The sequence below is a fragment of the Amycolatopsis coloradensis genome, assembly GCF_001953865.1.
Classification (GTDB): domain Bacteria; phylum Actinomycetota; class Actinomycetes; order Mycobacteriales; family Pseudonocardiaceae; genus Amycolatopsis; species Amycolatopsis coloradensis.
Window position 1 is genome coordinate 279,982 of record NZ_MQUQ01000020.1, and the last position, 13,164, is coordinate 293,145.

Consider the following 13,164-nt stretch of genomic DNA (forward strand, 5'->3'; position numbering starts at 1 on the left):
TGCACGCGCAACTACCGCAACTAGAGGACGAATTGCGGGGAAGTCGATGCAACCCGCGTCAGTGCGCGTCGCGTGTCTAGCGACACCGGCCGCTTCGGCGGCTTGACGCGAGCAAGGAGTAATACCCGATGGTGGGACAGTTCGACGACGGAGCGGCGAGCGAGGAGCAGCCGAAAAAGCGCTCAGCGCTGGGATGGATCCTCGCCTGCGCGGCGATCTTCGTGGTGACGGCCGTGGTCGCGGTGTTCGTGTTCACCGGAAAGAATGAACCGGTCGTCGCGGCGGCCCAGGACCGGGCGACCACGTCGGCGGTCCAGCGGTCCGAAGTCGCGGCGGACACGGGCCAGGCGCCCGGAACGGTCAAACTGCCCGGCGGCGGCACGGCGAAACTGATCCGCAAGGAACTGACCGCCGACGGGACCCTTCCCATCCCCGAGGGTCTCGACGAAGCCACCTGGTGGGGCTCGAAACTGGGCGCTGACCAGGGCGCTTCCCTGCTTTCCGGGCATGTGAACTGGAAAGGTGAGAAGGGCCCGTTCGACGAACTGTGGCGGCTCAAGACCGGCCAGGAGGTCAACGTCGTCGACACCGACGGCGGCAAGTGGGTCTACAAGATCGGCGAGGTCGTCACCGTGCACAAGACGAAGCTGGCCGAGCAGGCGGAGAAACTGTTCGGGCCGGACGGCCCGCACCGGCTGGTGCTGGTCACCTGTGGTGGCGAGTACGTCGGCGGCACCGACGGCTACGAGGACAACCGCATCGTCACCGCCTCCTTGGTCAGCCGCCCCTGACCCGTTCCAACCTCGCCGGAGGTCATGCGGGGACGGGCGGTTAGTCTTGTCGTTCTAGTCCGATACCCGTCCCCGCATGCTTCGGAGCGTGGAGTGCCCGCCAACACCATTGAGACCGTCGTCAGCCTGTGTAAGCGTCGAGGCTTCGTTTTCCCGTGTGGAGAGATCTACGGCGGTACCAAGTCGGCGTGGGACTACGGGCCCCTCGGTGTCGAACTCAAGGACAACATCAAGCGCCAGTGGTGGAGGACCGTCGTGCAGAGCCGGGACGACGTCGTCGGCCTCGACTCCTCGGTGATTCTCCCGCGCCAGGTCTGGGTCGCGTCGGGTCACCTCGACGTCTTCACCGACCCGCTGATCGAATGTCTTTCCTGCCACAAGCGTTTCCGCGCCGACCAGCTCGCCGAGGACTTCTCCGCGCGTACGGGCAAGGAGGTGACCGAGGACGACCTGTCCGAGGTCCCGTGCCCGAACTGCGGCACCCGGGGCGAGTACACCGCGCCGCGTGACTTCAACATGATGCTGAAGACCTATCTCGGCCCGGTCGAGTCCGAGGAGGGCGTGCACTACCTCCGTCCGGAGACCGCGCAGGGCATCTTCATCAACTTCCTCAACGTGCAGACCACCGCGCGGAAGAAGCCGCCGTTCGGCATCGGCCAGATCGGCAAGTCGTTCCGCAACGAGATCACGCCGGGCAACTTCATCTTCCGCACGCGCGAGTTCGAGCAGATGGAGATGGAGTTCTTCGTCGAGCCTGGCGAGGACGAGACCTGGCACCAGTACTGGATCGACGCGCGCACCGACTGGTACAAGGACCTCGGCATCAAGCCGGAGAACCTGCGCCTTTACGAGCACCCGAAGGAAAAGCTCTCCCACTACTCGAAGCGCACCGTCGACATCGAGTACCGGTTCGCGTTCAACGCCGGCCAGGAGTGGGGCGAGCTCGAGGGCATCGCGAACCGCACCGACTACGACCTGACGACGCACTCGAACCACTCCGGTGTCGACCTGTCGTTCTTCGACCAGGCTTCGAAGCAGCGCTTCCGCCCGTTCGTCATCGAACCCGCGGCCGGTGTCGGCCGCTCGATGATGGCGTTCCTGGTCGACGCGTACCACGAGGACGAGGTCCCCAACGCCAAGGGCGGCGTCGACAAACGCGCCGTGCTGAAGCTGGACTACCGTCTCGCGCCCTACAAGGTCGCCGTGCTTCCGTTGTCCCGCAACGCCGATCTCACGCCGAAGGCGCGCGACGTCGCGGCGACCCTGCGGAAGCACTGGAACGTCGACTTCGACGACGCGGGCTCGATCGGCAAGCGCTACCGGCGCCAGGAAGAGATCGGGACGCCGTTCTGCGTCACCGTCGACTTCGACACGCTCGACGACCTCGCGGTGACCGTGCGGGAGCGCGACACCATGGCGCAGGAGCGGGTCGCGATCGACAAGCTCGAGGCTTATCTGGCCGCGCGCCTGATCGGCTGCTGACCCCGCTCGCAGATGTAGGAGCGCATCCGCTGGTCCGTGAAGGACTCTTCCCTGCCTGACGATGGAGGAATGGGGCCATACCGGTTGCGGAGCCCCTGAGCGGGGAGGATTTCGGACGTTCAGCGTCCGAAATCCTCCCCGCTCGACCCCTTACGGGCGCCAGCGGTGTCACATCCGGTTACCCAGAGCAGCGCTGACCAGCAGCTCTGCGACTTGCCGGGACCCTGCGGCTCAACCGAGTGAAGGAGTCCTTCACGGACTTGCCCCCGGCCCACCCCTGACAACTGTCACCCCCAGGTCGTGACGCGCGGCCCACGTCCGGGACGTTCCCGCGCGACAAGCTCGTGGCATGGGAGAACAAGACATCACCGCGGGGGCGGCGGTACGACTTTCCGGCCTGTGTAAGCATTACGGCGACGTCCACGCCGTCGACGGCCTCGACCTCACGATCGCGCCGGGTGAGGTGGTCGCGCTGCTCGGCCCCAACGGCGCGGGCAAATCCACCACGGTCGACATGGTCCTGGGCCTCACCGTGCCCGACAGCGGCACTGTGACGGTCTTCGGGCGCGAGCCGGGGGACGCGGTCGGCGACGGGATGATCGGCGCGATGCTCCAGGGTGGGGCGCTCGTCGAGGATCTCACGGTCGCCGAGACCGTCGGCATGGTCGCGGCGTTGCACCGCGAGCCGATGCCGGTGCGGGAGGCGTTGCGCCGTGCCGGGGTGGAGGATATCGCGAATCGGCGCTCCACCAAGCTTTCCGGCGGCCAGAAGCAGCGCGTGCGATTCGCGGTCGCGTTGGTGAGCGACCCCGATCTGCTGATCCTCGACGAGCCGACGGCCGCGATGGACGTCGGCACGCGCCGCGAGTTCTGGAAGTCCATGTACGAGTTCACGAACTCCGGCCGCACGGTCGTGTTCGCGACCCACTATCTCGAAGAGGCCGAAGAGTTCGCCGACCGGGTGGTGCTGATGCGGTCGGGGCGGATCGTCGCGGACGGTTCGGTCGCGCAGGTCCGTGCGCTGGCAGGAGGACGCACGGTCCGCGCGGCGGTGCCCGCGACGGCGGAACCGGTGATCGCGGGGCTGCCCGCGGTCACCGGTTTCGAACTCCGCGGCGGCCGCGTCACCCTCTCCAGTTCCGATTCCGACGCCACGCTGCGGGCCTTGCTGACCCACGTGCCCGAAGCGCACGACATCGAGATCAGCGCCGTCGGCCTCGAAGGCGCCTTCCTTTCCTTGACCACCGAGAGCATCGAAGACACCGAGGAATCTGTCCGATGAATCCGACCTTTCTCAAGACCGAGATCGTCCGCACCTTCCGTTCGACGCGGTTCGTGCTCTTCGCGGTCGCTTTCCCGGTGCTGATGTTCCTGTTGCAGGCCAACGTTTTCGCCGGAGGGGACGTGAACGTCGCCGGAGTGATCATGGTCAACATGATGGCCTTCGGCAGCTTCTCCGCCGCGATGACGAGCGGCGCGAAACTGGCGATCGAACGGTCCACGGGCTGGCAGCGCCAGCTGCGGCTGACCCCGCTGACCGGCGCCGGTTATCTCGGCGGCAAGGCGCTCTCGGCGATGCTCGTCGCGCTTCCGTCGCTGCTCGTCGTCCCGCTGATCGGCGTCCTGTTCCAGGGCGTCCACCTCGACTCCGCCGGCTGGCTGAGGCTGGTGCTCGGTATCTGGCTCGGCGCGATCCCGCTGGTGCTGCTCGGCCTGCTGCTCGGCCAGTTCGGCACGCCGGAGTCGATGCAGCCGATGAACATGATCGTCATGATGGGCATGGGCTTTCTCGGCGGCCTGTGGATCCCGATCGACGGTATGCCGTCGTGGATGGCCGACCTCGCCAAGGCGACGCCGACGTACTGGCTGATCCAGCTGGTCCGCCCGGTCGTCACCGACCATCTCACGGTGAGTCTCCCCGCCACGCTCGGTGTGCTGGCGGCGTGGACGGCGGTCCTCGGGGTCCTGGTGATCAGGCGTTACCGTAAAGACAGTGCGCGGGTCTGAGAAAAGGGTGACCAGGTGAACGACTACCCGGGCAGGGTCAAGACGGGCTTGAACAGCCGGGAGAACTGGTGGTCGGACATACCGCCACGCACCGGCCGGGGACTCCGGCCGGTGGCGTGGATCGTGCTCGGCACCGCCTTCGTCCTGCCGAGCCTCGTCCCCGCGGGGATCGACCTCGTCAACGGCGGGGCGACCGGTAAAGAGCTGCTGATCGCGGTCCTCCTGATCTTCTACGGCGCCTGTTACGTGCTCTTCCCGCTGTTCCTCCGGCCGCACCGGCGCCGGATGACCTACGGCTTTTCGGGGACGATGCTGCTGCTCGGCCTCGCCCTGGTGTTCCTGCACGGCGGCAGCCCGTACGTCCTGATCTACGCGACGGCGGTGCTGGCCTTCACCCTGCCGCCGGCGTGGGCGCTGATCCTGGACGGCGGGGCGCTGCTGCTGGTCCTGGGCGTCCACCTGGTCCTCGGGAAAGACGATTTCGGCGACCTCGTCGCGGTCACCTCGATCACGGCGGCGATGTTCTTCATGGCGAACCTGGTCCGCGCGGTGCGGAAACTGGAGGCGGCGAACCAGGAGATCGCGACGCTCGCGGTGGCGGGCGAACGCGAACGGCTGGCGCGCGACCTGCACGACATCCTCGGCCACAGTCTCACCACCATCACGGTCAAGGCAGGACTCGCCCGCCGGATCCTGGAGAGCGGAACGGACGACAGCCGTGCGCTGCGGGAGATCGGCGAGGTCGAGAGCCTGACCCGCAGCGCCCTGTCGGACATCCGCGCCACGGTCTCCGAGTATCGCGAGGTGTCGCTCTCGGCGGAGGTCGCCGGGGCGCGGGCGGCGCTGCGGGCGGCCGAGATCGAGGCGGATCTGCCGCACGCGGTGGACAACGTCGACCCCGCCCTCCAGCGGACCTTCGGCTATGTCCTGCGGGAGGCGGTCACCAACGTGCTCCGGCATTCCGAGGCGAAGCGGGTCAAAGTCCGCTTCGGCAAGACCTGGCTCGAAATCGAGGACGACGGCGAAGGCGGTGAGGTGACGGCGGGGAACGGCCTGCGAGGGCTCGCCGAACGGCTGGACGCGGTCGGCGGGACCTTGACCGCCACGGCGCCTTCTGCGGGAGGATGGCTCGTCCGCGCGGAGGTACCGGAATCCGCCGTGCGGAGTGGCGCGCGTGCGCCGCTCACCGAACCCGCTGGAGGCCGCGCGTGATCCGGGTCCTGCTCGCCGACGACCAGGCCATGGTGCGTGGGGCGTTGGCCACCGTGCTCGGCCTCGAAACCGACATCGAGGTGGTCGCCCAGGTCGGTTCGGGCGACGAAGTGCTCCACCGGGCGCGGGAAACCACCCCGGACGTCGCACTGCTCGACGTCCAGATGCCGGGCAAGGACGGCCTCGAAGCCGCCGCCGAGCTGCACGGCGCGCTGCCTTCGTGCCGGATCATCATCTGCACCACCTTCGGCAGACCCGGTTACCTCGCGCGGGCGATGGCGGCGGGCGCCGCGGGTTTCGTGGTCAAGGACGCTCCGCCGGAGCAACTCGTGGACGCCGTCCGCCGGGTCCACAGTGGACTCCGGGTGGTCGATCCCGCCCTCGCCGCCGAATCGCTCGCCACCGGCGCGAGCCCGCTCACCGGACGCGAGCGCGACGTCCTCAAGGCGGCCGAGGACGGCAGCACGGTGGCCGACATCGCCCGTGCCCTGCACCTTTCCGAAGGCACCGTCCGCAACCATCTTTCGGCCGCGATGGGCAAGACCGGCGCGAGGACGCGGGCCGAGGCGGTGCGGCTCGCGGAAGAACGCGGCTGGCTCTGAGACCCGGGCGCCGCTCTGCGAGAATCATTCCCGTGAGTACCGCCGAACGGACCAAACCCACTCGCGCGAACTGGGTACGCCGGATCGCGGCGGGTGCCCTGCTGATCGTCGTCGCGGTGATCGGCGGCACGGCGTTCCGGGTCTGGCAGGTCGCGAGGGAAGACGTCCGCGATCAGGCCGACGTCATCGTGGTGCTCGGCGCGGCCCAGTACAACGGCAGGCCGTCGGAGATCTTCCAGGCCCGGCTGGCCAAGGCGAAGGCGCTTTACGACCAGGGCGTCGCCAAGACGATCGTCACCGCGGGCGGCAAGAAGGCGGACGACAACTACACCGAGGCACACGCGGGCGCGCAATGGCTGCGCAAACGCGGCGTGCCCGCGTCGGCGACGCTGCCGGTCGGGGAGGGCAGCGACACCCTGCGCAGCCTGCGCGCGGTCGCCGAGCAGGTGCAGAAGCGGGGCTGGAAGACCGCGGTGCTGGTCAGCGACCCGTGGCACTCCTTCCGCGCCAGGGTCATGGCCGGCGACCTCGGCCTGGAGTCCTGGACCTCGCCCACCCATCACGGCCCGGTCGTGCAGACCCGCGAGACGCAGGCGCGCTACATCGTCCGCGAGACCGGCGCGCTGCTGTATTACCGCCTCACGAAGTCCCCTGTCGACGCCCTGTAGCTGTCGGTGCCCGCGTTTAAGCTGGGCTGGTGAGCGACACCTACACCGCGGCCGACACGGCGCGCCTGCTGCCCGAGCGGCCCAAGGGCGCGGCGCTGCCAGGCGCCGAGGACGGGCGGACAGCCTTCGCCCGTGATCGGGCGCGCGTGCTGCACTCGGCGGCCCTGCGGCGGCTGGCCGGGAAGACCCAGGTGGTCGGCCCCGGCGAAGGCGCCGAGGTCAGCGGTGTGCCACGCACCCGGCTGACGCATTCGCTGGAGGTCGCGCAGATCGGCAGGGGAATCGCGGATGAACTGGGCGCCGATCCGGATCTGGTGGACACCGCCGGGCTCGCCCATGACATCGGCCATCCGCCGTTCGGGCACAACGGCGAGCGCGCGCTGAACGAGGTCTCACAGCCGTGCGGCGGTTTCGAGGGCAACGCGCAGACGTTGCGGATCCTGACCAGGCTGGAGCCCAAGGTCCTGCTCGAAGACGGATCCGTCGGCGGGCTGAACCTCACTCGCGCCTGCCTCGACGCCTCGACGAAGTACCCGTGGCAGCGTGAAGAGGGCAATCCGAAGTACGGCGTCTACGCCGACGACGCCGAGGTGTTCGGGTGGATCCGCGCGGGGGCGCCGGACCGCCGCACCTGCCTGGAAGCGCAGATCATGGACTGGTCCGACGACGTCGCGTACTCCGTGCACGACGTCGAAGACGGCGTCCTCGCGGGCCGGATCTCCTTGCGGGTACTGGCCGACGCCGAGGAACGCGCGGCGGTGGCCGAGGCGGCACGGCGGTTCTCCGACCAGTCGCAGTCCACTTTGGAGAGTGCGGCGAAGGAACTGCTCGATTTGCCCGTGGTCGCGGAACTCACCGGGGAGGGGCTCGACGGATCACTCAAGGCGCAGGTCGCTTTGAAACGGCTGACGAGCGAACTGGTCGGCCGGTTCGCGACGGTGGTCGTCGGCGCGACGCGGGCGGTGTACGGAGAGGGCCCGCTGAGCCGCTACACCGCGCAACTGGTCGTCCCTGAGCAGGTCGCGGCCGAGGTCGCGTTGTTCAAGGCGCTCGCGCTGCGGTACGTGATGAGCGACAGGCGGCGCCTCGCGATGCAGGACGGCCAGCGCCAGACGCTCGCCGAACTGGTCGAGGCGCTGTGCCGCCGCGCGCCGGACGCGCTGGACGGGCTGTTCCTGCCCGCGTGGGAGGCCGCCCCGGACGACGCGGCCCGCCTGCGCGTGGTCGTCGACCAGGTGGCGTCACTCACGGACGCGCAGGCCTACGCGTGGCATGCCTGGCACACCGGCCGCCACGGCTGAGTGCCTCGACTGGTGTCGCGAAAGCCGCTTTCGGGACATCTGAGGTCGCGAAAGTGGCTTTCGCGACACCGCCACCCTTGCCCCACCGCTCGGACAAGGCGGAACTTTCGGACAGGAGACGGACGGGCCCGTCCACGGTACGGTCTGCGGCATGGGCGCCGTCGAAAGCCACCTCCGGTTTGGTCTGGACCTCTACCGGGTATTGGCGAGCCGCGCGGAGAACGCGTGCTTCTCGCCGTACTCGATCGCGAGCGCGCTCGGCCTGGTGACCCAGGCCGCCAAGGGGAAGACCAGAGAAGAGCTGGTCGCGCTGCTCGGTGACCCGGACGAACTCGCCGACCTGCTGGGCAAGGCCTCGTCGCTGCTCGACGACGGCCCCGAACTCGCGGTCGCGAACACGCTTTGGGCGTGGGACGGGCTCCCGCTCGAGGACTCCTTCCGCGAGGAACTGGCGACGTGGCCCGGCGGCAAGGTCGCCAGTGCCCCGTTCCGCGCCGATCCCGAGGCCGCGCGTCAGCTGATCAACGCCGACGTCGCCGAGGCCACCCGGGACCTGATCCCCGAACTGCTGAAGCCCGGGACCGTCGCGCCGGACACCGTCGCCGCGATCGTCAACGCGCTGTATCTCAAAACCGCGTGGACCAACCCGTTCTCGCGTGACAACACCGCGCCCGCGGACTTCCACGCGCCGTCCGGTACCCGTACGGTGCCGACGATGTGGCTCGAAAAACAGCTCGACCACACCCACGAGGACGGCTGGCAGGTCGTCCGCCTCGGCGCCGAGGGCGGGGTGGAGGCGATCGTCCTGCTGCCCGACGGGGACCTCGACGACGCCGAACTCGACCCCGGCGAGTTGGCGCGCCTGCTGGAGAACACCCGCTCGAAGACGCTCAGCCTGTCGCTGCCCAAGCTGAAGCTCGACGTCGCCAGCCCGCTGACGGAGAAGCTCCAGGAACTCGGCGTGCGGACGATGTTCACCGCGCGCGCCGATCTCACCGGGCTCGCCGACGACGACCGGCTCGAAGTGTCGGAGGTCGTCCACCAGTCCGTGCTCCGCATCGACGAACAGGGTCTCGAAGGCGCCGCCGCGACAGCGGTGCTGATGCGGCTGACGTCGCTCATCGTCGACGAACCCCTCGAGGTCGCCATCGATCGCCCGTTCCTTCTACTCGTAAGGCACGCCTCGACGGGTGTGATCTACTTTCTCGCCCGCGTTGTCGAGCCGTGAGGATGGTCAGTGAGTCTTTTCCAGGCTGAGGCGGCGGCGGTGGAGGCCGAGGAGACTCCCACGAGACCCCGCCGGTTCGCCGCCGCCGACGCCGCCATCATGGGCGGCTTCCTGCTGTTCGCTTTCCTGCTCTACAACGGGCTGTGGCTCGACCTGAAAGAGGGCTACCTCTGGAACAGCGCGTCGGACCAGAACCTGTGGGAGTGGTTCTTCTCCGTCACCGCGGACAACGTGCTGCACCTGAGGAACCCGCTCACCTCGCACTTCCAGAACCACCCGCTCGGGGTGAACCTGATGGCCAACACGGCCATGCTCGGCATCGGCATCCCGCTGGCGCCGGTCACCCTCACCTTCGGCCCGACGGTCACCTGGGCCATCGCGCTCACCGGCGGCCTCGCCGGCACGGCCGCGGCCTGGTACTGGGTCTTCTCGCGGCATCTGGTCACCAACCGGGTCGGCGCGGCCATCGGCGGCGCGTTCGTCGGGTTCGCCCCGCCGATAATCTCGCACGGCAACGCGCACCCGAACTTCGTCGCGTGGTTCGTCCTGCCGTTCATCGCGCTGCTGGTCTTCAAAATCGCGCGCGGCGAGCGGCCGGTCCGCAACGGGATCTTCCTCGGCCTGCTCGCGGCGTACCAGGTCTTCCTCGGTGAAGAGCCGCTGCTGATCTTCGCGATGGCGTTCGCGATCTTCGCCATCGCCTACTTCGCGACGAACTACCGCGAGTTCCCGGCGATGGCGAAGCCGCTGGGGATCGGCGTCGGCATCGGCGTCCTCGTGGCGCTGGTGCTGTGCGCTTTCCCGTTGTGGTGGCAGTTCTTCGGCCCGCAGAGCTATCAGGCGATCGAACACGGCCCCGTCGGCAACGACACGGCCGCGTTCACCCGGTTCGCCACGCAGTCGGTCGCCGGGCAGCCGCAGGCCGCGGCGGACGTGTCGATGAACCGCACCGAAGAGAACGCCTTCTTCGGCTGGCCGCTGATCGTGCTGATGGTGGTCATCACCGTGTGGCTGTGGCGTGAGGTGTTCGCGCGGGCGCTGGCGATCTCGATGTTCGTGATGGCGTGGCTTTCCCTTGGTGTGCAACTCGTCGTGGTGCACGAGGAGACCGGCATCCCGGGGCCGTGGAAGCTGTTGTCGGAACTGCCGCTGTTCGAATCGCTGCTGGAATCGCGGCTCGCGATGGGCTGCATCCCGCTCATCGGCGCCCTCCTGGCGCTGGCGACCGAGCGCGTCTGCACGGTCGCGTCGGAACTGCCCGAAGTGCCGGGGGAGCGGCGATTCCCGTTGCGGCTGGTATGGATCGGCGTCGTCATCGCGGTCCTGCTGCCGATCGCGCCGACGCAACTGATCGTGAAGGACCGGCCGCCGACCCCGAGGTTCCTCGCCGACGGCACCTGGCGGAGCTACGTCGCGCCCGGCGGGACCGTGGTGCCCGTGCCGTTGCCGAGTTCCGGCGAATCCGAGCCGCTGCACTGGCAGATCGACGCCGGACTCGGCTACTCGATGCCGGAGGGCTACTTCGTCGGCCCGAGCGGCCCGGACGACAAACGTGGCCGCTACGGCGCCATCCAGCGGCCGACGTCGATCATCTTCGACCAGATCAAGCAGACCGGCATCCCGGCGACCGTCACCGAGGCGCAGCGGGTGCAGGCGCTGGAGGATCTGCGGTACTGGAACGCCGACGTGCTCGTGCTGATCCCGCGTGAACACCAGGACGCGTTCCGGGCCACGGTGGACCTGCTGCTGCGGAAGCCCGCCGAGTTCGTCAACGGCGTCTGGGTATGGGACGTGCGGACGATCACCCCCTGACCCCTTCTCGCGTTTCGTCCTCTGGTTGCGGTAGTTGCGCGTGCAAGTACCGCAACCAGAGGACGAAACGCGGGGGACGGCGGTCTCGGACCTTGAGCAAGCTCATGGCACCCCGGCACAGCCGAGCGGGGAAGATTCAGGGCGTTCAACGTCCTGAAACTTCCCCGCTCGTCCCTTCCTGCAGGCAGTAGCCGCCAGGTGGTGTCCCTTGTGGACAGTGAAGAAGCCCGGTCGCGCCACCTTTGACACCACCCTCTCCGGCTCTGGTCGTGACAGGACGGTCTCGGATTTCGGGTCACCTAACGCCCAAATCCGTTCGGCTGCTCGTCCACTTGGCGGGCAAGGGCGGGTTTCCGGCGGCATGTCCCACGTCACCCTGGGTGCTGTCACGTTCGCGCGGGCCGCCTCGTCCACCTTCTGATCGCAACCCCACGAGGAGGACGTCATGCCGCGCATTCCCGCCGTCAAAACCGCCGAAGCCGGCTTCCTGCTGAAGCTGGCTTACAAATTCGTCGGGAAGCGCTTCGGTGCCGTGCCCGAGCCGATGGCGGTCTCCGCGCACCACCCGGCGTTGTTCCGGGCCAGCGGACTGCACGAGGTGCTGGTCGAGAAGGCCAGCAAGGTGCTGCCGCCGAACGTGCGCGAGCTGGCCGTGTACCGGGTCGCGACCCAGCTGGGCTGCGCGTGGTGCATCGATTTCGGGACCATGCTGCAGGTGCACGAGGGGCTCGACATCGAACGGCTGAAGAAGATCGACGACTACGCGACGTCGCCCGCCTTCACCGACCAGGAGCGGCTCGGGCTCGCGTACGCCGACGCGATGACCGCGAGCCCGGTGACCGTCACCGACGAGCAGGTCGCCGAACTGGAACGCGAGTTCGGCCGCAAGGGCGTCATCGAGCTGACCTACCAGATCGCGCTCGAGAACATGCGTGCCCGGATGAACAGCGCGCTCGACATCACCGCGCAGGGCTTCACCTCAGGCGACGCCTGCCGGATCCCGCTTCCCTGACCCCCGCGTTTCGTCCTCTAGTCGCGGTAGTTGGTAGTGAGAACTACCGCAACTAGAGGACGAAACGCGTCAGGCGCCGACGCGAGAGCGAGCGGAGGTGAGCTTGTCCGGGTTCGCCATGTCGTAGATCGCGACGATCTTCCCATCGCGGATGACGAACGCGTCGACGTGCTCGTCGAGCGCCCGGTATCCCTCCGAGGCGGCCTGCGGCGGGATGTAGACCCCGAGATCGCCGTTGACCAGCGCGGGCCTGGCCTTCTCCATCCCGGCCGGGTCGTACATCCGCATGAGACCCTGGAACAGGCGGGTGACCTTGTCGAACCCGCTGACCGTGTGCACCGCCGTACGCGCCTTGCCGCCGCCGTCGCCGACGAGGACGACGTCCGGGTGCAGGACCTCGGCCACCGCCTTGATGTCGCCGGTGAGCATCGCGGTCATGAACTTCTCGATGATCCGCTGCTGCTCGGCCAGTGCCGTCCTCGGTGGCGGGTCGGCGTCGGCGAGCGCGCGGCGGCCGCGGGAACCGTGCTGGCGCGCGGCCTCCGTGGTGCAGCCCAGGATCTCGGCGATCTCGCCGAACGGCACCGAAAACGCGTCGTGCAGGACGAACGCGACACGCTGCTCGGGCGTCAGCCGGTCGAGGACGACCATGGCCGCCATCCGCATCCCGTCGTCGCGGACGGCGACGGCCAGCGGGTCCTCCGACGACGGCGTGCCCAGCGGGCCGAGGACCGGCTCGGGCAGCCATTCCCCGACGTACCGCTCGCGGCGCACCACCGCCGACCGCAGCCGGTCAAGACAGATCCGGCTGACGACGGTGGTCAGCCAGCCCTTGTGGTCTTCGATGGCCGCCCGGCGGCTCTCGTCCAGCCCGCTCAGCCGCAGCCAGGACTCCTGGACCGCGTCCTCGGCGTCGGACAGCGCGCCGGTGAGCCGGTAGGCCACCGACACCAGATGGGGGCGTAGCGCGGCGAACTTCCCGGCGAGTTCATCCAGGGCGGTGCTCATTCCCCGAGTGTGCCGCACGGCGCCGCGTGAGCGGGAACTAG

The 13,164-nt window shown here is 68.7% G+C and carries 12 protein-coding genes; 11 read left to right on the forward strand and 1 reads right to left on the reverse strand.

What is annotated here, in order from left to right; genetic code table 11:
• Positions 1-128: 128 nt before the first annotated feature.
• From BS329_RS33900 to BS329_RS33950, 11 genes are all read left to right on the forward strand, one after another.
• Complete coding sequence (locus tag BS329_RS33900; RefSeq protein ID WP_076166377.1) at positions 129-791, forward strand: class F sortase; 663 nt, start codon at positions 129-131, stop codon at positions 789-791.
• Between the two features lie 93 nt (positions 792-884).
• On the forward strand, positions 885-2,273 hold the full coding sequence (locus BS329_RS33905; protein ID WP_076166379.1) for a glycine--tRNA ligase: 1,389 nt from the start codon (positions 885-887) through the stop codon (positions 2,271-2,273).
• A 349-nt stretch (positions 2,274-2,622) separates the two neighbouring features.
• Positions 2,623-3,555: an ABC transporter ATP-binding protein gene (locus BS329_RS33910; RefSeq protein ID WP_076166381.1), complete on the forward strand. Its 933-nt coding sequence runs from the start codon at positions 2,623-2,625 to the stop codon at positions 3,553-3,555.
• Entirely contained in the window at positions 3,552-4,280 is a 729-nt protein-coding gene (locus BS329_RS33915; protein ID WP_076166383.1) for an ABC transporter permease, read from the forward strand. Before BS329_RS33910 ends, BS329_RS33915 begins: the two co-directional genes overlap by 4 nt.
• 15 nt (positions 4,281-4,295) lie before the next feature.
• A complete protein-coding gene (locus BS329_RS33920; protein ID WP_076166385.1) occupies positions 4,296-5,492 on the forward strand; it encodes a sensor histidine kinase in 1,197 nt (398 codons plus the stop codon).
• Complete coding sequence (locus BS329_RS33925) at positions 5,489-6,094, forward strand: response regulator transcription factor (RefSeq protein WP_076166387.1); 606 nt, start codon at positions 5,489-5,491, stop codon at positions 6,092-6,094. The genes BS329_RS33920 and BS329_RS33925 overlap by 4 nt, the downstream gene beginning before the upstream one ends.
• Before the next feature lie 32 nt (positions 6,095-6,126).
• A complete protein-coding gene (locus BS329_RS33930; protein ID WP_076166390.1) occupies positions 6,127-6,762 on the forward strand; it encodes a YdcF family protein in 636 nt (211 codons plus the stop codon).
• Between the two features lie 29 nt (positions 6,763-6,791).
• A complete protein-coding gene (locus tag BS329_RS33935; RefSeq protein WP_076166393.1) occupies positions 6,792-8,063 on the forward strand; it encodes a deoxyguanosinetriphosphate triphosphohydrolase in 1,272 nt (423 codons plus the stop codon).
• Between the two features lie 151 nt (positions 8,064-8,214).
• On the forward strand, positions 8,215-9,291 hold the full coding sequence (locus BS329_RS33940; RefSeq protein WP_076166396.1) for a serpin family protein: 1,077 nt from the start codon (positions 8,215-8,217) through the stop codon (positions 9,289-9,291).
• Positions 9,292-9,300: 9 nt separating this feature from the next.
• Positions 9,301-11,103 (forward strand): glycosyl transferase, encoded by a 1,803-nt coding sequence (locus tag BS329_RS33945; RefSeq protein WP_076166399.1) that lies wholly within the window; start codon positions 9,301-9,303, stop codon positions 11,101-11,103.
• Positions 11,104-11,548: 445 nt separating this feature from the next.
• Positions 11,549-12,115, forward strand: coding sequence for a carboxymuconolactone decarboxylase family protein (locus tag BS329_RS33950; RefSeq protein ID WP_076166402.1), 567 nt, complete (start codon positions 11,549-11,551; stop codon positions 12,113-12,115).
• Positions 12,116-12,184: 69 nt separating this feature from the next.
• Here BS329_RS33950 and BS329_RS33955 read toward each other — a convergent pair whose 3' ends face one another.
• Entirely contained in the window at positions 12,185-13,123 is a 939-nt protein-coding gene (locus BS329_RS33955; protein ID WP_076166405.1) for a sigma-70 family RNA polymerase sigma factor, read from the reverse strand.
• Positions 13,124-13,164: the final 41 nt, after the last annotated feature.

Bases quoted from the DNA above. Each gene is read 5' to 3' on its own strand.
- BS329_RS33900 (WP_076166377.1), top strand. From the start codon at position 129: ATGGTGGGACAGTTCGACGACGGAGCGGCGAGCGAGGAGCAGCCGAAA.
- BS329_RS33910 (WP_076166381.1), top strand. From the start codon at position 2,623: ATGGGAGAACAAGACATCACCGCGGGGGCGGCGGTACGACTTTCCGGC.
- BS329_RS33915 (WP_076166383.1), top strand. From the start codon at position 3,552: ATGAATCCGACCTTTCTCAAGACCGAGATCGTCCGCACCTTCCGTTCG.
- BS329_RS33940 (WP_076166396.1), top strand. From the start codon at position 8,215: ATGGGCGCCGTCGAAAGCCACCTCCGGTTTGGTCTGGACCTCTACCGG.
- BS329_RS33950 (WP_076166402.1), top strand. From the start codon at position 11,549: ATGCCGCGCATTCCCGCCGTCAAAACCGCCGAAGCCGGCTTCCTGCTG.
- BS329_RS33955 (WP_076166405.1), bottom strand. From the start codon at position 13,123: ATGAGCACCGCCCTGGATGAACTCGCCGGGAAGTTCGCCGCGCTACGC.